The following is a 17,685-nucleotide window of genomic DNA, read 5'->3' on the forward strand; positions in this document are numbered from 1 at the left end:
GCCGCTTTGCTCAAGGCAGGTGGCGTATTCTAGTGAATCCACCGTGGTCGTCAAGGCCGTTTTTCAACTTTCTTTTCAACCGTCGAGGTTTTAACCAGTCGGGCCTGAAGCCCTTTGGTGACGCCGCTTGCTCCTCACTGAGTGGCTCGCTGTGCCCCGTCGACAGGGAGCGCATTATAGGGCGTCATTTCCGTCCTGCAACCCCCCTACAAGAGAAATTAATCGAACCGATCAAAAAACAAACAGCACCGAGGATTTCACATCCACGGTGCTGTTTTGATGTAGCCCTTCTGGCTTAAGTCGGTTACTGCGGAGGGTTCACTGCCCCTCAGGCAGGTAGCGAGTCATCGCCTGGCGTACCGCTGGACTATCCCAATCGACAAAGCTGCGAACAAATGCCACTAATTGTCCGTGCTCGTCCAAGATAAAGGTCGCAGGGATAAGATCGGTCGGCAAAATTTGGCCGAACTGGTTACTGGTATCAAACCAGGTCTTCATCTCACCCATCCCCAACTCCTCCAGAAAGGGAGCCACCTTCGTGGTATCCCTATCTATGGAGACCGGGGCAACTTTTAGCCCTTTGGCTTCGAACTCTTGCCGAAAACGCATCAATGATGGCAACTCACGCACACAAGGGGGGCACCAGGTGGCCCACAGGTTGATCATTACCGGATGGCCCCGAAATGCTTCCAACTCGAAAGGCTTTCCATCGGGACCAACAAAAGCAATGTTATCCAGATTCTGGGGCTTCGACAGATGAACGAAGCGTGCTAGCGCTGGGTCATCACCGCCAGATACGGCGCCCGGGTAGGCGCTGACGCTTGCGGTCAGCAACGCCAGAGCCAAAATCATAGCGTGCCGCAAAGAACTCATTGGCCTTTATCCAACAGCTTGGCCAATTTTTCCTGGTCTTCGGCCGAGACCGTCACATCACCGGCCACGTCTCGGCGCTGACGGCGGATGAACAGGAATGCGATCCCGACACCGACCATCAGAAACAACACCGGCCCCAACCACAAGAGATAGGTTCGATCGTCAAATGCCGGGCGGTAACGCACAAAGTCTCCGTAGCGGGAGGTAAAGTGCGTAATGATCTCCTCGTTACTCTTGCCCTCTTCAACCATTTGATACACCTGCAGGCGCATGTCCATAGCAATGGGAGAGTTGGAGTCATGCAGGTTTTGGTTTTGGCACTGCGGGCAGCGCAGCTCTGCCGCCAAGTCCGACGCCCGCTTTTGGCTCTTTGCATCCTTGAATTCGTAAGTATCAATAGGCGCAGCAGCCACCACGCTGACCAGAAGCATGGCCATTAAGGCAGTGACGTATCTTTTCATCAGGAGTTCCCCTCTGCAGCCGCTTCGTCTCTGATCTGCTGGATGAGGGGCATGAAGTCTTTCGCCCACACCTGTGGTTCCAGCACACCCGCAAAGCGATAGCGCACGATCCCTTTGTGGTCGACCACGAAGGTTTCCGGTGCGCCATAGACGCCTAAATCAAACGCCAAGGTGCCATCAGGATCAAAAATGTTTTTGTTGTAAGGGTCACCACTGTTCTGCAGGTATTGAATCGCAGCCTGACGCTCATCGCGATAATTGATCCCATATATGGCGATCTCACCGCGACGCTTGAGCCGGTTCAAGAACGGATGCTCATACTTACAGGAGGGACACCAGGTGGCCCAGACATTCAGCAGGTAAACCTCCCCCGCCAGATCATCTTGAGACCAGCTATGACCCGGGTCTTCGAGTGACTCCAGCACAAAACTGGGCACTGGCTTTCCTACCAGCACCGAGTCCAGCTTAGCGGGGTTGAGAAACAACCCCTTGAACAAGAACACACTCAATACCGCAAACAGAATTAACGGTATAAAGAGAAAAACACGTTTCATCTAAAACCCTCTGTATCAGGCGTTGGTCAAAGTGGCGCCCTGAGGCATTGCCACCTTTTTGCGACTCTTGGCGCGCTTGTCTGTCGCCGCAACAGCGGCACCAAACATCATGAAGATCCCACCAAACCAAATCCAGCGAACACCGGGTTTGTAGTTCAGACGTACCGCGTAGTGGGTGCTGTCCAACGGGTCCCCCATGGTGACATAGAGATCACGGGTAAAGCCCCAGTCGATACCGGCTTCTGTCATATCCATCGTCCGCACATTGTATTGGCGACGGTCCGGATAGAGGGTTGTGACGTAATCGTCACCATAGGAAACCCTTACTACCCCCTGTTCTGCCGTGTAGTTGGGACCCTGTACGGTCTGAGTCCGTTCGTAGGTAAAGGTATATCCCGCTAGATCTTCACTGATCCCCGGGCCCATCCGCACGGAGCGCTCACTGTCATAGTTAGATACCACAGTAGCACCAATGATCGACATGACAATACCGAAGTGGGCGAGCTGCATTCCGGTGTAGCTGCGGGTAATGCGACGCAGGGTGAAGCTCCCATCGGTGTCTTTGAGTTGACGGATCAGGTCTATGATCAAGCACCCACCCACCCAAAGCGCAGCGAACAAGCCACAGAAGACCCAAGCGTTGTAACGGCTGCTATCGCCGATCAGCAGAGGCAGTGCCACAGCGCCCACCAGAGCAACAAGGGCAGATGGCAGCAGTTTCTTCAACTCCCCATCTTTCGCTTTTTTCCAGCGGATGAAGGGCCCGATCCCCATAAACAGGAACATCAGAAGCACAATGGGGTTGAACACCATGTTGAAGTATGGAGGACCGACAGAGATCTGACCCAGGCCCAGGGCATCGCCGAGCAGCGGGTACAAAGTACCGAGCAGGACAGAGCCGGTCGCCACCACCAGCAACACATTACAGGCCATCAACATGGTTTCTTTAGAGAGCAGTTCGAAACGGGAGGGCGAAGCCATCTCTGTCGCACGCAGCGCGAAGAGCGTCAGCGAACCCCCAATCGCGATCCCCAGCAGGATGAGGATAAACAAACCTCTCGAAGGATCTGCAGCAAAAGAGTGTACGGATGTCAGCACGCCAGAGCGCACCAGGAAGGTACCCAACAGGCTAAGCGAGAAGGTAAAGATCGCCAGCAGTATGGTCCAGTTCCGGAAGGTGCCACGCTTTTCGGTTACGATCAGCGAGTGCAACAGTGCGGTCCCCACCAACCAAGGCATGAAAGACGCATTTTCCACCGGATCCCAGAACCACCAGCCACCCCAGCCGAGTTCGTAGTAAGCCCACCAGGAGCCAAGGGCAATGCCAGTAGTCAAAAATGCCCAGGCGGCCAACGTCCAGGGGCGAGACCAGCGGGCCCAGGCGGAGTCCAGTCGGCCACTCATCAAGGCGGCAATAGCGAATGCAAACGAGACGGAGAAGCCTACATAGCCGAGATACAGCAGTGGCGGATGGAAGATCAACCCGACATCCTGCAACATCGGGTTGAGATCCCGTCCCTCTGCTGGCATCGGGAACAGGCGCTCAAACGGACTGGAGGTGAACAGCATAAACAGGGCGAAGCCCACCGTCACCATGCCCAGTACGGCCAGCACTCGGGCCGTGAAGGCTTCTTCGAGGCCCCGGCTAAAAAAGGCAACGGCCGCCGCCCAGACAGAGATAGAGAAGGTCCAAAACAGCAGCGAGCCTTCATGGCCCCCCCAGATCGCCGCAATCTTGAAATAGATGGGCAACAGGCTATTGGAGTTGTTCGCCACGTAGGCCACGGAAAAATCGTCGGTTGCAAATGCGTAGCCAAGGCATACGACTGCAATACCCATAAAAAGGCACATGCCGTACGACAGTGGACGAGCAAAGCTTACCAAGTAGGCGTCTTTACGGGCCACGCCCAGCAGGGGAACCACCGCGATCAACGCTGAAAACGCCAGTCCGATGATGAGCGAGTAATGTCCTAGTTCCGGAACCATTATCTTACCTCAGAGGAAATGTGCCACACGATGCAGTCCTTTGATCTACAGACATCGTGAACGAGTGTCATTGCCGCCATTTTAGGCAGTATTGCCCCTATTGTCTGCCGGATTGTTACGCTTTTTCCAGCGCAGAGTCTCGCAGCGGGTCGTTCGTCACAAAAGTTGCAACCCTCAGGACACTGGCGACGGACTGACACTCTACTCTTGCCAACCCCGGGGAGTTTCTCTCTTATGTTCATGGGCTTCTGGAACTGTGACCGCACCCTCAAACCGCCTTATATCGACCGCATCACTTCAGCTACCCCCTGTTCATGCATTACGCTTGCCGTATAATCCTTCCTCAACTGGGTGTATAAAAGACGATTATCGTCTATCACCCCAAGCCCCATCACCATGAGACTGTTATGACGACTTTTTGGATTGGTATCGCTGCCCTCACCCTGCTGGCTCTGGCCCTGATATGGCTACCTTTCTGGCGGCGAAGCCGTTTGGCCCGACAGGCCAGCGATGCCCAATTGCGCAAAGAAACGAACCTGAACCTGTTCAACGAGCGGGAAGCAGAGCTCGACACGGACTTGGCGGAAGGGCGCATCAATCAGTCTGAGTACGATGCCCTGAAGCAGGAGATGCAGCTCACTCTGCTCCAGAACATTGAGCAGGAAGAGGATGTTCTAGCCCGCCAATCCCCGACGGTGCTTTGGCCGATTACGATGAGCATCGTTTTGACACTGGTTTCAGGCTACACCTATTACGACCTCGGTCGCCACAGCGACTGGAATGCACCACATAGTGCCCAACAGGCTGATCCTCACGCGGGCATGAATCCCGAGCAACTGATGGCCATGCGCCTTCAGCAGATGGAAAACCACGTAGAGAAAAACCCAACCGACAGCCAAGCTTGGTTCTCTCTGGGTCATGCCTACATCTCCAGCAGTCAGTACCGCAAAGCGATTGACGCCTTTGACACGGTCATGGGCTTGGTTGGGGTGCATGCTGAACTTTTAGGGCCGAAAGCCACCGCCATGTACTATTTGGCGGACCAGAACATCACGCCTGAGGTTCAAGTCGTCATTGACCAGGCCTTGGCAGACGATGAAAAAGACCCAGCCACCCGCCTGCTGTTAGGTATGGATGCATTCTTCACCGCTCGCTATGAAGACGCTATCGGGCACTGGGAGATGATCCTGACCAGCCCTCGCACGGACGTGGATCGTGATGCGATTCAAGGCGCGATTGCTCAGGCCCGAACCATGCTGCAAAATGGTGAAGCCATGCCGCAGGATGCTGTGCACCAGAGTGAGGGGTCACAGGTACACGACAGCGATGCTGGCTCCATAACCGTCACTGTGACTCTGGATAGTGCGGTTGCACAGCACGCGAATGCCACCGACACCGTCTTCATCTACGCCCGTCCAACCAAGGGGCCAGGCATGCCATTGGCAGTCGCCCGGGTTCAGGTGGCCGACCTGCCCACCACGGTTGTACTGGATGACAGCAAAGCGATGTCGCCCCAAATGGTGATCAGCAGCGCCGAACAGGTGATGATCATCGCCACGGTTAATCACGATGGTAGCCCGGCCCCGACACCCGGCGACTTGGTAGGCCAGGCTCAGGACATTGCTTTGGGTAGCCAAGTGGCAGTCTCCATCGATACGCTGGTCAAATAAACGAGCAATAAAAAAAGCCTGGCAGATGCCAGGCTTTTTTCTATCGAGCACAATGGTTACTTGCTCATGTAGTCGATGGCGTTCTTGAGGTCTTCATCGGAGCAATCCATGCACATCCCGCCGGGAGGCATAGCATTCATACCATCTTTGACGCTCTGAACCAGCTGATCCATACCTTTGGCCAAGCGAGGCTCCCACGCGGCCGCATCTTGGAACTTCGGCGCACCAGCAATGCCCATTTCATGGCAGGTCTTGCAAGCTTTCTGGTAAACCGCTTCGCCCTCTTGCGCCATTACATTGGACGCCAACGCCAAGCCCGTTACCGCAGCAAATGTCACTAATTTTTTCATTTTGTCTCTTCCAATCCGTTGACAATCTCACGCTGGGAACGAGAAAGTCGCTACGCCAGCCTCGGGCAAACTCTATCACAGCCATCACGAATTGGCACCTATAGGTCGACCAAGTCACATTCGGGCGCAACTTTGACATACAAGGTTTGATATCTTCGCTGAGACGCCACCTTTATGGCCGCTATTCAATTGTTAAATTGCTCACATCCTGAGATATTTAGTGCTGAATATGAACATCAGTTAACAGAAATGTGGCAGGAGGACGGGGCCCCAATACGGCCCTGTGGTAATATCCGCGCACTGTTTTACAACGCCATAATTACCGCGAGGATCCGGTGACACAGCCAATGACAAAGCCGTTATTGCAGGCCAAGGCACTGACCTGTATCCGCGAGGAGCGGATCCTGTTTGACGAGCTCAGCTTCGACGTTCACCCCGGGGACATTTTGCAAATTGAAGGCCCCAATGGTGCAGGTAAAACCAGCCTACTGCGCATTCTCGCAGGCCTTTCTCGTCCCTACAGTGGAAGCGTGTTTTACCAGAACCAGCTCATTGAAGAAGCACGGGATGAATACCATCAGGCGCTGCTTTATCTCGGCCACCTTCCCGGCGTAAAGTCCGAGCTCTCTGCCGAAGAAAACCTGAACTTCAATCTAAAGTTGGCAGGCTACCATGATGCCCCTCAACGAGAGATCCTCGCCAAGGTCAACCTCACCGGATTTGAAGAGCATCCTGCGGGGCACCTTTCCGCAGGCCAGCATCGCCGCATCGCCCTTGCCCGCCTGTGGCACTCTGAGGCCAAGATCTGGATAGTCGATGAGCCCCTGACGGCCATCGACAAGCGTGGCGTTGCCGAATTGGAGCAATTGTTTCTCGACCATGCCGACCGTGGCGGCTGCGTTATTCTGACAACCCACCAGGATCTGCAGCTCGTCGGCAATCGGCTGAAAAAGCTGACACTCTCCTACCAGTTTCATCCGGAGGCCTGAGCATGCGTCAAGTGAGCTACTTCCACGCCTTTTCCATCGTCCTCAAACGGGACCTGCAGATCGCATTTCGTCACAGAGGGGATATTTTTAACCCTTTGATGTTCTTCGTGATGGTTGTCACTCTCTTCCCTCTTGGGATAGGGCCCGAGCCCAACACCCTGACCCGCATTGCGCCAGGGATCATTTGGGTCGCTGCCCTGTTATCCGCCATGCTGTCGCTGGAGCGGCTATTCAAGTCCGATTTTGCCGATGGTAGCCTCGAGCAGATGATGTTAAGCCCTCAACCTCTGGCCTTATTGGCGCTGGCCAAGGTCTTAGCCCACTGGCTGGTAACCGGCCTGCCGCTGATCCTCATCGCACCATTGCTTGCGGTCATGCTGCACCTAGACTCCGGGGCTTACGGTGCCCTGATGGCGACCTTGCTGGTCGGTACCCCCACCCTCTCTCTGATCGGCGCCATTGGCGTCGCACTGACAGTGGGGTTACCTAAAGGCGGCGTTCTTCTTAGCCTTTTGATCCTGCCCTTGTACATTCCGGTACTCATTTTTGCTACCGGAGCGATCGACGCAGCTTCAATGAACCTGAATTTTGGCGGCCACCTTGCTATTCTGGCTGCAATCCTAATCGGGGCGCTGGTGGTTGCACCTGTCGCCATTAGTGCATCCTTACGAGTGAGTACCAACTGATATGTGGAAGTGGTTACATCCCTACGCCCAGCCTGAGCGAGCCTACAACCTCGCAGGCAGCCTGTTCCCCTGGTTTGCCATCCTGGCTACGCTTTTGATCACCATAGGCACCGTCTGGGGGCTGGGCTTTGCGCCCGTCGACTACCAGCAGGGCAACTCCTATCGCATCATTTTCCTGCATGTTCCAGCAGCGTCCATGTCGATGTCGGCGTATATGGCGATGGCCGTCTGTGCCTTTATTGGGCTGGTTTGGCAGATCAAGCTTGCAGACATGGCCGCGGCCGCCATCGCACCAATTGGCGCCGTATTGACCGCCGTTGCTCTTTTGACCGGAGCCGCTTGGGGTAAACCCATGTGGGGAACCTGGTGGGTGTGGGACGCACGCCTTACATCAGAGTTGGTGCTGCTGTTCCTCTACCTGGGTGTCATTGCGCTTTATGCTTCGTTTGAGGACAAGGTCATGGCAGCGAAGGCCGCTGGGATCCTCGCCATCGTCGGGGTCATCAACCTTCCTATCATCAAGTACTCGGTAGATTGGTGGAACACGCTTCACCAGCCGAATGCCATCACCGTGGGCAAAAGCAATAATATGCCCCCAGAGATGCTGATTCCGCTTCTTTGTAATATCTTCGGCTTCGCCATGATGATCGGTGCCCTTAGCATCCTGCGCTTCCGCGCCGAGGTGCTGGCTCGCAACAGCATGCGCCCGTGGGTCCGCGCCCTGGTCGCAAAGGAAAATAACGCATGAACCTGACATTCCAATTCGCCTCGTTGGCCGAATTTTTCGATATGGGCGGCTATGCTTTCTACGTCTGGCTCTCTTATGGCAGTGCAGTGATTGCCATAGGTGGCCTCATCATTCACTCCGCCCGCAAGCGTAAGAGTGTGTTAGCCCAAATCGCCCAAAAACAAGAACGCGAAGCCCGCCTTCGTCAACACAGGAGCCAAACACAATGAATCCACGCCGCAAAAAACGCTTATTGTTCGCATCCGTCCTGATCGGCGGCGTGGCAGCCATCGCCAGCCTGTTATTGTTCGCCCTCAACTCGAACCTGGATCTGTTCTTCACTCCCACTGAGGTGGTCCAAGGTAGAGAAGAAACTGGGTTGATGCCGGAAGTGGGCCAACGGATCCGCGTCGGTGGTATGGTCGTAGAGGGATCCGTTGATCGTGACCCCAACAGCCTAAAGATCGCTTTTGACATTGCCGATAGTGGCCCCGCGATCACCGTTCTCTACGATGGCATGCTGCCGGACCTGTTCCGAGAGGGCCAAGGGATTGTGGCTCAAGGCACGCTCATTGAGCCCCACGTACTCGAAGCCAGTGAAGTGCTGGCTAAGCACGACGAGAACTACATGCCACCGGAGATCGCGGAGGCTATGGGCGAATCTCACAATAAAATGGAATACAGTAAAGGCAGCTACTAAGGCCATCGCCTTATCAGTACGCAAACTACAGAACTTCCAAAACGGCCCCAAATGGGCCGTTTTTTTATGCCGCTAATTCACTAAAACCGACTGATTTCGAGTGTCGAAATCTTCTCCTGAGATGACTGATGAACACTCTCGGTGCCGCTACATCACTGATGGAGAAGTGAAGACAGATATCAAGGGTCCAGTAGTCCAACTCTCTAACCGGTTAGGAAAGTGAACTAACGCGTAAGAAGGCAGGCGATGTCGCAGCATTCTTTCACCACGAGCCCCTTTCTGAACCTTGGTGAAAGCCACAGGAGATAATTACTCCTCTATCCGACCATCTGTTCGCTTCTGCAGGGAACGATCCCGCCTCAAAGGCAGTCATCAGGGAAGGCTGTGGGTGCCGTAAAATAAATGGACCCGCTCCTGCCTTTGAAAGCGGAGAAAGGCCGTATAGGCGATCACCGATAGATCTGGGCCAGCAGGGCTGTCCCGACTTCGTCTGGCACGGTGGAATACGTACTAATGTACCCAGTACAAGAGATACAAAAAAGGCTCCCCGAAGGGAGCCTTTTTCTTAAACGTCGAAATTACTCAGCCGCAGCTTCAGCAACTTCTTCGCCAACCGGACGACCAACCAGCTCGATGAAAGCCATCGGCGCGTTGTCACCAGCACGGAAACCACATTTCAGAATGCGAGTGTAACCACCCGGACGTTCCTGATAACGCGGACCCAGTTCGTTGAACAGTTTACCCACAACTTCTTTATCGCGAGTACGGGCGAATGCCAGTCGGCGGTTCGCTACGCTGTCAGTTTTAGCCAGAGTAATCAATGGCTCTACTACACGGCGCAGTTCTTTGGCCTTAGGCAGGGTCGTCTTGATAACTTCGTGGCGAACCAGGGAGCCAGCCATGTTGCGGAACATAGCCTGACGGTGGCTGCTGTTACGGTTCAGTTGACGACCACTCTTACGATGGCGCATGACCTTATCCTTCTAACCTAAATCTCAAACAGATCCGGTTACATGTTGTCGACTAAAGAGGCCGGCGGCCAGTTCTCCAGGCGCATGCCCAGAGACAGACCACGGGAGGCCAGAACGTCTTTAATCTCAGTCAGAGACTTCTTACCCAGGTTCGGGGTCTTAAGAAGCTCAACCTCGGTACGCTGAACCAGGTCACCAATGTAGTGAATTGCCTCAGCTTTCAGACAGTTAGCCGAACGAACTGTAAGTTCCAGATCGTCGACAGGACGCAGCAGAATCGGATCGAACTCCGGCTTCTCTTCTTTCTCTTCCGGCTCACTGACATCACGCAGGTCCACAAAGGCTTCCAACTGCTCTGCCAGGATAGTGGCGGAGCGGCGAATCGCCTCTTCAGGGTCCAGAGTGCCATCGGTGTGCATGTCGATGATCAGCTTGTCCAGGTCGGTGCGCTGTTCAACACGGGCAGCTTCAACATTGTAAGCAATGCGAACTACCGGGCTAAACGATGCATCAACCAGCAAACGACCAATCGGACGCTCGTCATCTTCAACCTGCACGCGGGCAGAGGCGGGGATATATCCACGACCCAGTTCCACTTTAATGCGCATGTTAATGTCGGCGTCGGCGCCGGTCAGAGTACAGATCAGGTGATCGGGATTAACGATCTCCACATCACCATCGTGGGTGATATCTGCTGCAGTGACAGGGCCCGCACCGGACTTGCTCAGAGTCAGAGTCGCCTCATCTTTGCCTTCCAGCTTCACCGCCAAACCTTTCAGGTTCAGCAGGATCTCCAAGACGTCCTCTTGGACACCTTCTTTGCTGCTGTACTCGTGCAGTACACCGTCGATCTCGACTTCAGTAACCGCACAGCCCGGCATGGAAGAGAGCAGGATGCGACGAAGAGCGTTGCCCAGAGTGTGACCAAAACCACGCTCGAGCGGCTCCAGAGTCACCTTAGCCCGGTTAGCGCTAATTTGATCAATATCGACGAGTCGTGGCTTTAGAAATTCGGTAACAGAACCCTGCATTTTGTCCTCTCTTAACGGTTAGCTTTACTTAGAGTAAAGCTCTACGATCAGCTGTTCGTTGATGTCAGCAGACAGATCGCTACGCTCTGGCAGGCGCTTGAAAGTGCCTTCCATTTTCGCGGCGTCTACTTCAACCCAAGTCGGCTTCTCGCGCTGCTCAGCAATTTCCAGCGCGCCTTTAATGCGAGCTTGCTTCTGAGACTTCTCACGGACGGAAACTACATCATCCGGAGATACGCGGAAGGACGGGATGTTAACAACACGACCGTTAACCTTGATGGCCTTGTGGCTCACCAGCTGACGTGCTTCGGCGCGGGTAGCACCAAAGCCCATGCGGTAAACCACGTTGTCCAGACGGCTCTCGAGCAACTGCAGCAGGTTTTCACCAGTGTTGCCTTTAATACGAGCAGCGTCTTTGTAGTAGTTACGGAACTGCTTTTCCAGAACGCCGTACATACGACGAACTTTCTGCTTTTCACGCAGCTGAACACCGTAGTCGGACAAACGCGCGCGACGAGCGCCGTGTTGACCCGGTACAGTATCAATCTTACATTTAGAATCGATCGCTCGAACGCCGCTTTTCAGGAACAGATCAGTACCTTCGCGACGGCTCAGTTTGAGCTTTGGACCCAAATATCTTGCCATGTTTCTTCTCCAACTAGCCTAGGGTTATACGCGGCGCTTTTTCGGCGGGCGACAACCGTTGTGCGGGATCGGAGTCACATCAGTGATGTTGGTGATGCGGAAACCCGCAGCATTCAACGCACGAATGGAAGATTCACGACCCGGACCGGGACCTTTCACTTCAACTTCCAGGTTCTTCAGGCCGTACTCTTTTGCGACTTCAGCGCAACGCTCGGCAGCTACCTGAGCAGCGAACGGAGTAGACTTACGAGAACCACGGAAACCGGAGCCACCAGCAGTAGCCCAAGCCAGGGCATTACCCTGACGATCGGTGATGGTCACAATGGTGTTGTTGAAGGAAGCATGAACGTGTGCAATACCGTCTGCGACCTGCTTGCGTACCTTTTTACGAGTACGAGAAGGAGCTTTAGCCATTGGTTAATTCCCCTTACTTCTTAATCGGCTTACGCGGACCTTTACGGGTGCGCGCATTGGTTTTGGTACGCTGACCACGAACTGGCAAGTTACGACGGTGGCGCAAGCCACGGAAGCAACCCAGATCCATCAGACGTTTGATGTTCATAGAAACCTCACGGCGAAGATCACCTTCAACAGTGAACTTTGCAACAGCCTCACGCACCTGATCGATGGTGGACTCGTCGAGGTCCTTAAATTTCACATCTTCAGCAATACCGGCCTCAACGCAAATGGCTTTTGCGCGGGTTTGGCCGATGCCGAAAATGGCGGTCAGAGCAACAACCGCATGTTTATGCTCAGGAATGTTAATGCCAGCGATACGGGCCACTATAGCACTCCTACATTTCCAGGGGGTTTACTGCGAAAAGCCCGAGAGGATACTCGACAGCAAACCAGATTGCAATAACGCAGGGGCTGACCTGAAGGGCCAGCCCTGCGCACTTAGGTGGTCTCTCGGACGAACCGATTAACCTTGACGCTGTTTGTGCTTCGGCTCAGAGCAGATAACACGAACAACGCCATTACGTTTGATCACCTTACAGTTACGGCACATGGCCTTCACTGATGCACGAACTTTCATTTTGATACTCCGTGAATGGCGCCCTTAACGGCCATAGCCCTTAAGGTTGGCCTTTTTCAGGACAGACTCGTACTGAGATGACATCAGGTGAGTCTGAACCTGGGCCATAAAGTCCATGATAACCACTACCATGATCAACAGTGAAGTCCCACCGAAGTAAAACGGCACATTGGTAGTGAGCATCATAAACTCAGGAACCAGACAGATAAAGGTGATGTACGCAGCGCCAGCCAATGTCAGGCGGGTCATCACTTTATCAATGTAGCGGGCAGTTTGCTCGCCCGGACGAATCCCGGGGATGAACGCGCCGCTCTTTTTCAGATTGTCCGCTGTTTCACGCGGGTTGAACACCAACGCGGTATAGAAGAAACAGAAGAAAACAATCGCTACAGCATAAATCATTACGTACAGCGGCTGTCCAGGAGACAGTGCCAGAGAGATGTCTGACAGGATGCCACCCTGGCTCTGATCGAACCACTGGGCCAAAGTGCCTGGAAACAGAATAATGCTGGACGCAAAGATCGGCGGAATCACGCCGGCCATATTAACCTTCAGCGGTAAATGGGTGCTTTGTGCAGCAAACACCTTACGACCTTGTTGGCGCTTGGCGTAGTTTACCACAATGCGGCGTTGGCCGCGTTCCATAAATACCACGAAGGCCGTGATCAGACCGACAATAACCACCAGACCGAGCAACAAGAGCAAGTGCAGTTCACCTTGACGCGCCTGCTCAGCCGTCTGACCGATAGCGGAAGGCAAACCAGCAACAATACCTGCAAAAATCAGGATAGAGATGCCGTTACCAATACCGCGCTCGGTGATCTGTTCACCCAGCCACATCAGGAACATGGTACCAGTTACCAGACTGACGACAGCTACAAAGTAGAAGCCGAATCCGGGGTCAACCACCAATCCGGGCACCATACTGGGCAAGCCAGTTGCGATGCCGATGGACTGGAAAAAGGCCAGAACCAAGGTACCTATACGGGTCCACTGGTTGATCTTACGACGACCAGTTTCTCCCTCTTTCTTCCACTCCGCTAGCGTGGGGTGCACAACCGTCAGCAATTGCATGATGATTGAGGCCGAAATGTACGGCATGATCCCCAGCGCGAAAACAGAAGCACGTTCCAAAGCACCACCGGAGAACATGTTAAACATTTCAACGATGGTGCCCTGTTGCTGCTTGAACAGTTCGGCAAGCACAGCGGCATCAATACCAGGAATTGGCACGAAAGAACCCGCCCGGAACACAATAATGGCTCCGAGAACAAACAACAGGCGCGCTTTCAGTTCGGAAAGGCCCCCTTTCGCACTATTTAATTCAAGTCCTGGCTTAGCCATTGCGTACTTTCCCGTTACTCTTCGATTTTGCCGCCCGCAGCCTCGATGGCTTCACGAGCACCCTTGGTCGCTTTCAGACCAGAGATGGTTACTGGGCGCTCGATTTTACCCGAAAGGACAACTTTCGCAAACTGAATGTTTGCAGAAATGATGCCAGCATCTTTCAGGGTGGCCAGGCTTACAACGTCACCTTCAACCTTGGCCACTTCGTGCAAGCGAACTTCGGCGGAAACCAAAGACTTACGAGAAGTGAAACCAAACTTAGGCAGACGCTGTTTCAAGGGCATCTGACCGCCTTCGAAACCAGGACGAACGCCGCCGCCGGAGCGGGACTTCTGACCTTTGTGGCCACGACCACCAGTTTTACCCAGGCCGGAACCAATACCACGACCTACACGCTTAGCAGCTTTTTTAGAGCCAGCGGCCGGAGACAAAGTATTCAAACGCATAGCTTATCCCTCCACCTTAACCATGTAGGAAACTTTATTGATCATGCCGCGAACGGAAGGAGTATCTTCCAGCTCAACAGTGTGACCGATTTTGCGCAGACCCAGACCTACCAGAGTTGCCTTGTGCTTAGGCAGGCGACCGATAGAGCTTTTGGTCTGAGTAACCTTAATAGTTTTAGCCATGTCAGATTACCCCCGGATTTCGTCGGCACGCAGACCACGCTTCGCAGCGATTTGCTCAGGAGACTTCACAGAAGTCAGAGCGTCTACGGTAGAACGAACAACGTTGATCGGGTTGGTAGAGCCGTACGCCTTACACAGAACGTTGTGTACGCCAGCCACTTCCAACACTGCGCGCATCGCACCACCCGCAATAATACCGGTACCTTCAGAGGCAGGCTGCATGTACACCTTGGAGCCGGAGTGACGGCCCTTAACCGGGTGATGCAGGGTGCCGTTGTTGAGGGTAACGGTTTGCATGTTACGACGAGCCTTTTCCATCGCCTTTTGGATAGCGGCAGGCACTTCGCGGGCCTTGCCGTAACCAAAGCCGATGCGGCCATTACCGTCACCAACCACGGTCAGTGCGGTGAAGCTAAAGATGCGACCACCTTTAACGACTTTAGAAACACGGTTAACTGCAATCAGCTTTTCTTGCAGGTCACCGGCTTGATTCTCATGATTCGCCATGATCCACTCCCAACTTAGAACTGGAGGCCAGCTTCACGAGCTGCGTCAGCCAATGCTGCTACGCGACCGTGATACTTAAAGCCACTGCGATCGAAGGCCAAAGACTTGATGCCTTTTTCCAGAGCGCGCTCAGCAACCGCTTTACCAACAGCCTTAGCGGCGTCAATGTTACCGGTGCCTTTTACCTGCTCGGCAATCGCCTTCTCAACGGTAGAGGCAGCAACCACTACGTTTGCGTCGGCAGTGATAACCTGGGCGTAGATGTGGCGCGGAGTACGGAACACGACCAGACGAGTCGCGCCCACTTCCTGAATTTTCTTGCGTGCGCGCAGTGCGCGACGCAGACGAGCTGCATTCTTGTCCATCGTATTACCTTACTTCTTCTTGGCCTCTTTACGACGCACGTTCTCATCTGCGTAACGTACACCTTTGCCTTTGTAAGGCTCAGGTGCGCGGTAAGCGCGGATGTTCGCGGCCGCCTGACCAACAGACTGCTTGTCTGCGCCAGTGAGGACGATTTCAGTTTGGCTCGGGCACTCGGCCTTCACACCCTCAGGCAGAACGTATTCTACCGGGTGAGAGAAACCCAGAGTCAGGTTAACAGCGTTACCTTTAATAGCAGCACGGTAACCAACACCGTTCAGCTGCAGCTTCTTAGTGAAGCCTTCAGTAACACCAACAACCATGTTGTTCACCAGAGCGCGGGCAGTACCAGCTTGAGCCCAAGCATTGGCAGCACCTTCACGAGGACCAAAAGTGATTTGGCTCTCCTCTTTGGCGACAACAACCGCGTCGTTCAGAACGCGAGTCAGAGTACCCTTACCACCTTTAACGGTGATCTCCTGACCGTTGAGGGAAACCTCAACACCGGCAGGGATAGCGACTGGAGCTTTAGCTACACGAGACATAGTAATAACTCCTTACGCTACGTAGCAGATGATCTCGCCGCCCATGCCCTGAGAGCGGGCTGCACGGTCGGTCATCACACCTTTAGAGGTGGATACGATAGCGATACCCAGTCCACCCATAACTTTCGGCAGCTCATCTTTCTTTTTGTAGATGCGCAGGCCTGGGCGGCTGGCACGCTCGATGGATTCAACCACCGGCTTACCTTGGAAGTACTTCAAAGTCACTTCCAGAGTCGGTTTAACGTCACCGGAGACGGCGAAATCGGCGATGTAACCTTCTGCTTTGAGAACGTTAGCAATAGCCACTTTCAGCTTTGAGGACGGCATGGTCACTGCAACTTTACTTGCTGCCTGGCCGTTGCGGATGCGCGTCAGCATATCCGCGATCGGATCTTGCATGCTCATATTCGCTTACTCCCGAATGCTTACCAAGAGGCCTTTTTCAGGCCAGGAACTTCACCGCGCATGGTGGCTTCACGCAGTTTGATTCGGCTCAGGCCGAACTTGCGCAGATAACCGTGCGGGCGACCAGTGATCGCACAGCGGTTACGCTGACGAGAGGCACTGGAATCACGCGGAAGTTGTTGCAGTTTCAGGACCGCAGCCCAACGCTCTTCTTCAGAGACGTTGACGTCCTTGATGATCGCTTTGAGCGCGGCACGCTTTTCAGCGTACTGAGCTACCAGCTTGGCACGCTTTGCGTCACGCGCCTTCATGGATTGTTTAGCCATAACCCTACACCTTACTTGCGGAACGGGAAGTTGAAGGCAGCCAGCAGAGCACGACCTTCTTCATCGGTATTCGCAGTCGTGGTAATGGTGATGTCCATACCGCGAATTTTATCGATCTTGTCGTAATCGATTTCCGGGAAGATGATTTGCTCACGAACGCCCATGGAGTAGTTACCACGACCATCGAACGCTTTCGGGTTCAGGCCACGGAAGTCACGGATACGAGGTACCGCAATGGATACCAGACGTTCGAAGAACTCCCACATACGCTCGCCGCGCAGGGTTACTTTACAACCAATCGGGTAACCTTCACGGATCTTAAAGCCAGCAACAGATTTGCGAGCTTTAGTGATCAGGGGCTTCTGACCGGAAACAGCTGCCATATCAGCTACGGCATTTTCCAGCACCTTTTTGTCCGCTACGGCTTCACCGACACCCATGTTCAGGGTGATCTTTTCAATCCGAGGGACTTGCATGATGCTGGTGTAGCCGAACTGCTTCATCAGTTCATTTACTACAGCTTCTTTGTAGTAATCATGCAGTTTCGCCATCGTAAACTCCAATTACTTAACAATTTCGTCGTTGGACTTGAAGAAACGGACTTTTTTGCCGTCTTCAATACGGAAACCCACACGATCAGCCTTGCCAGTGGCAGGGTTGAACAGTGCCACGTTGGAAGCGTGGATGGGGGCTTCTTTCTCAACGATGCCACCTTGAACTCCCAGTTGGGGGTTCGGCTTCTGGTGTTTCTTCACCAGGTTAACGCCTTCGACGATTACCTTACCGGTAGACAGGACTTGGGAAACCTTACCGCGTTTACCCTTGTCTTTACCTGCCAGTACGATTACTTCGTCATTACGACGGATTTTTGCTGCCATGGTTCG

General features: G+C 53.9%; 28 protein-coding genes. 7 read left to right on the forward strand and 21 right to left on the reverse strand.

All coding sequences use genetic code 11. The features are described from left to right. Window positions 1-299 (forward strand): hypothetical protein (locus tag ABD997_RS12440; protein WP_345317377.1); only part of this gene is annotated, 299 nt, incomplete at its 5' end. Between the two features lie 19 nt (window positions 300-318). Here ABD997_RS12440 and ABD997_RS12445 read toward each other — a convergent pair. From ABD997_RS12445 to ABD997_RS12460, 4 genes are read right to left on the reverse strand one after another with little or no spacing between them, the layout of a single operon-like run. Then, window positions 319-873 (reverse strand): TlpA family protein disulfide reductase, encoded by a 555-nt coding sequence (locus ABD997_RS12445; RefSeq protein ID WP_345317379.1) that lies wholly within the window; start codon window positions 871-873, stop codon window positions 319-321. Next, complete coding sequence (gene nrfF / locus ABD997_RS12450; protein ID WP_345317381.1) at window positions 870-1,334, reverse strand: heme lyase NrfEFG subunit NrfF; 465 nt, start codon at window positions 1,332-1,334, stop codon at window positions 870-872. Before nrfF ends, ABD997_RS12445 begins: the two co-directional genes overlap by 4 nt. Continuing rightward, entirely contained in the window at window positions 1,334-1,888 is a 555-nt protein-coding gene (locus ABD997_RS12455; protein ID WP_345317382.1) for a DsbE family thiol:disulfide interchange protein, read from the reverse strand. The genes nrfF and ABD997_RS12455 overlap by 1 nt, the downstream gene beginning before the upstream one ends. A gap of 15 nt (window positions 1,889-1,903) precedes the next feature. Next, entirely contained in the window at window positions 1,904-3,874 is a 1,971-nt protein-coding gene (locus tag ABD997_RS12460) for a heme lyase CcmF/NrfE family subunit (RefSeq protein WP_345317384.1), read from the reverse strand. 407 nt (window positions 3,875-4,281) lie between these two features. On the opposite strand from ABD997_RS12460, the gene ccmI reads away from it, so the two are divergent. Beyond that, window positions 4,282-5,544: a c-type cytochrome biogenesis protein CcmI gene (gene ccmI / locus ABD997_RS12465; RefSeq protein ID WP_345317385.1), complete on the forward strand. Its 1,263-nt coding sequence runs from the start codon at window positions 4,282-4,284 to the stop codon at window positions 5,542-5,544. Between the two features lie 56 nt (window positions 5,545-5,600). On the opposite strand, the gene ABD997_RS12470 is transcribed toward ccmI, so the two are convergent. Next, on the reverse strand, window positions 5,601-5,894 hold the full coding sequence (locus tag ABD997_RS12470) for a c-type cytochrome (protein ID WP_345317386.1): 294 nt from the start codon (window positions 5,892-5,894) through the stop codon (window positions 5,601-5,603). Between the two features lie 347 nt (window positions 5,895-6,241). On the opposite strand from ABD997_RS12470, the gene ccmA reads away from it, so the two are divergent. From ccmA to ccmE, 5 genes are read left to right on the forward strand one after another with little or no spacing between them, the layout of a single operon-like run. Beyond that, a complete protein-coding gene (gene ccmA / locus ABD997_RS12475; protein ID WP_345317388.1) occupies window positions 6,242-6,883 on the forward strand; it encodes a cytochrome c biogenesis heme-transporting ATPase CcmA in 642 nt (213 codons plus the stop codon). Window positions 6,884-6,885: 2 nt separating this feature from the next. Next, window positions 6,886-7,569, forward strand: a complete 684-nt coding sequence (gene ccmB / locus ABD997_RS12480; protein ID WP_345317389.1) for a heme exporter protein CcmB — start codon at window positions 6,886-6,888, stop codon at window positions 7,567-7,569. A gap of 1 nt (window position 7,570) precedes the next feature. Next, window positions 7,571-8,317, forward strand: coding sequence for a heme ABC transporter permease (locus ABD997_RS12485; RefSeq protein ID WP_345317390.1), 747 nt, complete (start codon window positions 7,571-7,573; stop codon window positions 8,315-8,317). Further along, window positions 8,314-8,526 (forward strand): heme exporter protein CcmD, encoded by a 213-nt coding sequence (gene ccmD, locus ABD997_RS12490; RefSeq protein ID WP_345317391.1) that lies wholly within the window; start codon window positions 8,314-8,316, stop codon window positions 8,524-8,526. Before ABD997_RS12485 ends, ccmD begins: the two co-directional genes overlap by 4 nt. Then, window positions 8,523-8,996, forward strand: coding sequence for a cytochrome c maturation protein CcmE (gene ccmE, locus ABD997_RS12495; RefSeq protein WP_345317392.1), 474 nt, complete (start codon window positions 8,523-8,525; stop codon window positions 8,994-8,996). Before ccmD ends, ccmE begins: the two co-directional genes overlap by 4 nt. A gap of 578 nt (window positions 8,997-9,574) precedes the next feature. On the opposite strand, the gene rplQ is transcribed toward ccmE, so the two are convergent. The 16 genes from rplQ to rplX form a co-directional block, all read right to left on the reverse strand. After that, a complete protein-coding gene (gene rplQ, locus ABD997_RS12500) occupies window positions 9,575-9,967 on the reverse strand; it encodes a 50S ribosomal protein L17 (protein WP_345317394.1) in 393 nt (130 codons plus the stop codon). Window positions 9,968-10,005: 38 nt separating this feature from the next. Then, window positions 10,006-10,998 (reverse strand): DNA-directed RNA polymerase subunit alpha, encoded by a 993-nt coding sequence (locus ABD997_RS12505; RefSeq protein ID WP_345317395.1) that lies wholly within the window; start codon window positions 10,996-10,998, stop codon window positions 10,006-10,008. Between the two features lie 24 nt (window positions 10,999-11,022). Beyond that, window positions 11,023-11,643: a 30S ribosomal protein S4 gene (gene rpsD / locus ABD997_RS12510; protein WP_345317397.1), complete on the reverse strand. Its 621-nt coding sequence runs from the start codon at window positions 11,641-11,643 to the stop codon at window positions 11,023-11,025. A 24-nt stretch (window positions 11,644-11,667) separates the two neighbouring features. Continuing rightward, on the reverse strand, window positions 11,668-12,057 hold the full coding sequence (rpsK, locus tag ABD997_RS12515) for a 30S ribosomal protein S11 (RefSeq protein ID WP_067665737.1): 390 nt from the start codon (window positions 12,055-12,057) through the stop codon (window positions 11,668-11,670). A 13-nt stretch (window positions 12,058-12,070) separates the two neighbouring features. Continuing rightward, window positions 12,071-12,427: a 30S ribosomal protein S13 gene (gene rpsM, locus ABD997_RS12520; RefSeq protein ID WP_345317398.1), complete on the reverse strand. Its 357-nt coding sequence runs from the start codon at window positions 12,425-12,427 to the stop codon at window positions 12,071-12,073. Window positions 12,428-12,565: 138 nt separating this feature from the next. Then, window positions 12,566-12,679 carry a 50S ribosomal protein L36 gene (gene rpmJ, locus ABD997_RS12525; RefSeq protein ID WP_073326189.1) on the reverse strand — a complete coding sequence of 38 codons (114 nt, stop codon included), beginning with the start codon at window positions 12,677-12,679 and terminating at the stop codon, window positions 12,566-12,568. A 24-nt stretch (window positions 12,680-12,703) separates the two neighbouring features. Further along, the gene (gene secY, locus ABD997_RS12530; RefSeq protein WP_345317399.1) at window positions 12,704-14,023 is read right to left on the reverse strand and encodes a preprotein translocase subunit SecY; all 1,320 of its coding nucleotides are present in this window, start codon (window positions 14,021-14,023) and stop codon (window positions 12,704-12,706) included. Between the two features lie 14 nt (window positions 14,024-14,037). Beyond that, a complete protein-coding gene (rplO, locus tag ABD997_RS12535) occupies window positions 14,038-14,472 on the reverse strand; it encodes a 50S ribosomal protein L15 (RefSeq protein WP_345317400.1) in 435 nt (144 codons plus the stop codon). Window positions 14,473-14,475: 3 nt separating this feature from the next. Continuing rightward, window positions 14,476-14,655: a 50S ribosomal protein L30 gene (gene rpmD, locus ABD997_RS12540; protein ID WP_028110674.1), complete on the reverse strand. Its 180-nt coding sequence runs from the start codon at window positions 14,653-14,655 to the stop codon at window positions 14,476-14,478. A gap of 6 nt (window positions 14,656-14,661) precedes the next feature. After that, on the reverse strand, window positions 14,662-15,162 hold the full coding sequence (gene rpsE / locus ABD997_RS12545) for a 30S ribosomal protein S5 (protein ID WP_345317403.1): 501 nt from the start codon (window positions 15,160-15,162) through the stop codon (window positions 14,662-14,664). Window positions 15,163-15,176: 14 nt separating this feature from the next. Then, window positions 15,177-15,527: a 50S ribosomal protein L18 gene (gene rplR, locus ABD997_RS12550; RefSeq protein WP_345317404.1), complete on the reverse strand. Its 351-nt coding sequence runs from the start codon at window positions 15,525-15,527 to the stop codon at window positions 15,177-15,179. Between the two features lie 9 nt (window positions 15,528-15,536). After that, the gene (gene rplF, locus ABD997_RS12555; RefSeq protein ID WP_345317406.1) at window positions 15,537-16,070 is read right to left on the reverse strand and encodes a 50S ribosomal protein L6; all 534 of its coding nucleotides are present in this window, start codon (window positions 16,068-16,070) and stop codon (window positions 15,537-15,539) included. Window positions 16,071-16,082: 12 nt separating this feature from the next. Continuing rightward, complete coding sequence (gene rpsH / locus ABD997_RS12560) at window positions 16,083-16,475, reverse strand: 30S ribosomal protein S8 (RefSeq protein WP_345317408.1); 393 nt, start codon at window positions 16,473-16,475, stop codon at window positions 16,083-16,085. A gap of 20 nt (window positions 16,476-16,495) precedes the next feature. Then, window positions 16,496-16,801 (reverse strand): 30S ribosomal protein S14, encoded by a 306-nt coding sequence (gene rpsN / locus ABD997_RS12565; protein ID WP_345317410.1) that lies wholly within the window; start codon window positions 16,799-16,801, stop codon window positions 16,496-16,498. An 11-nt stretch (window positions 16,802-16,812) separates the two neighbouring features. After that, on the reverse strand, window positions 16,813-17,352 hold the full coding sequence (gene rplE / locus ABD997_RS12570; RefSeq protein WP_345317411.1) for a 50S ribosomal protein L5: 540 nt from the start codon (window positions 17,350-17,352) through the stop codon (window positions 16,813-16,815). A gap of 12 nt (window positions 17,353-17,364) precedes the next feature. Then, on the reverse strand, window positions 17,365-17,679 hold the full coding sequence (gene rplX / locus ABD997_RS12575) for a 50S ribosomal protein L24 (protein ID WP_345317412.1): 315 nt from the start codon (window positions 17,677-17,679) through the stop codon (window positions 17,365-17,367). Between the last annotated feature and the right edge of the window lie 6 nt (window positions 17,680-17,685).

The sequence above is a fragment of the Ferrimonas gelatinilytica genome (genome assembly GCF_039544205.1).
Classification (GTDB): domain Bacteria; phylum Pseudomonadota; class Gammaproteobacteria; order Enterobacterales; family Shewanellaceae; genus Ferrimonas; species Ferrimonas gelatinilytica.

Bases quoted from the DNA above. Each gene is read 5' to 3' on its own strand.
- ccmI (WP_345317385.1), top strand. From the start codon at position 4,282: ATGACGACTTTTTGGATTGGTATCGCTGCCCTCACCCTGCTGGCTCTG.
- rplF (WP_345317406.1), bottom strand. From the start codon at position 16,070: ATGTCTCGTGTAGCTAAAGCTCCAGTCGCTATCCCTGCCGGTGTTGAG.
- rpsH (WP_345317408.1), bottom strand. From the start codon at position 16,475: ATGAGCATGCAAGATCCGATCGCGGATATGCTGACGCGCATCCGCAAC.
- ABD997_RS12445 (WP_345317379.1), bottom strand. From the start codon at position 873: ATGAGTTCTTTGCGGCACGCTATGATTTTGGCTCTGGCGTTGCTGACC.
- ABD997_RS12485 (WP_345317390.1), top strand. From the start codon at position 7,571: ATGTGGAAGTGGTTACATCCCTACGCCCAGCCTGAGCGAGCCTACAAC.
- secY (WP_345317399.1), bottom strand. From the start codon at position 14,023: ATGGCTAAGCCAGGACTTGAATTAAATAGTGCGAAAGGGGGCCTTTCC.
- rplO (WP_345317400.1), bottom strand. From the start codon at position 14,472: ATGCGTTTGAATACTTTGTCTCCGGCCGCTGGCTCTAAAAAAGCTGCT.
- rplR (WP_345317404.1), bottom strand. From the start codon at position 15,527: ATGGACAAGAATGCAGCTCGTCTGCGTCGCGCACTGCGCGCACGCAAG.
- rpmJ (WP_073326189.1), bottom strand. From the start codon at position 12,679: ATGAAAGTTCGTGCATCAGTGAAGGCCATGTGCCGTAACTGTAAGGTG.
- ABD997_RS12470 (WP_345317386.1), bottom strand. From the start codon at position 5,894: ATGAAAAAATTAGTGACATTTGCTGCGGTAACGGGCTTGGCGTTGGCG.
- ccmB (WP_345317389.1), top strand. From the start codon at position 6,886: ATGCGTCAAGTGAGCTACTTCCACGCCTTTTCCATCGTCCTCAAACGG.
- ccmA (WP_345317388.1), top strand. From the start codon at position 6,242: ATGACAAAGCCGTTATTGCAGGCCAAGGCACTGACCTGTATCCGCGAG.
- rplQ (WP_345317394.1), bottom strand. From the start codon at position 9,967: ATGCGCCATCGTAAGAGTGGTCGTCAACTGAACCGTAACAGCAGCCAC.
- ABD997_RS12455 (WP_345317382.1), bottom strand. From the start codon at position 1,888: ATGAAACGTGTTTTTCTCTTTATACCGTTAATTCTGTTTGCGGTATTG.
- rpsE (WP_345317403.1), bottom strand. From the start codon at position 15,162: ATGGCGAATCATGAGAATCAAGCCGGTGACCTGCAAGAAAAGCTGATT.
- rpsD (WP_345317397.1), bottom strand. From the start codon at position 11,643: ATGGCAAGATATTTGGGTCCAAAGCTCAAACTGAGCCGTCGCGAAGGT.
- rplE (WP_345317411.1), bottom strand. From the start codon at position 17,352: ATGGCGAAACTGCATGATTACTACAAAGAAGCTGTAGTAAATGAACTG.
- ccmD (WP_345317391.1), top strand. From the start codon at position 8,314: ATGAACCTGACATTCCAATTCGCCTCGTTGGCCGAATTTTTCGATATG.
- ABD997_RS12505 (WP_345317395.1), bottom strand. From the start codon at position 10,998: ATGCAGGGTTCTGTTACCGAATTTCTAAAGCCACGACTCGTCGATATT.
- rpsK (WP_067665737.1), bottom strand. From the start codon at position 12,057: ATGGCTAAAGCTCCTTCTCGTACTCGTAAAAAGGTACGCAAGCAGGTC.
- rplX (WP_345317412.1), bottom strand. From the start codon at position 17,679: ATGGCAGCAAAAATCCGTCGTAATGACGAAGTAATCGTACTGGCAGGT.
- ccmE (WP_345317392.1), top strand. From the start codon at position 8,523: ATGAATCCACGCCGCAAAAAACGCTTATTGTTCGCATCCGTCCTGATC.
- nrfF (WP_345317381.1), bottom strand. From the start codon at position 1,334: ATGAAAAGATACGTCACTGCCTTAATGGCCATGCTTCTGGTCAGCGTG.
- rpsN (WP_345317410.1), bottom strand. From the start codon at position 16,801: ATGGCTAAACAATCCATGAAGGCGCGTGACGCAAAGCGTGCCAAGCTG.
- ABD997_RS12460 (WP_345317384.1), bottom strand. From the start codon at position 3,874: ATGGTTCCGGAACTAGGACATTACTCGCTCATCATCGGACTGGCGTTT.
- rpmD (WP_028110674.1), bottom strand. From the start codon at position 14,655: ATGGCTAAAACTATTAAGGTTACTCAGACCAAAAGCTCTATCGGTCGC.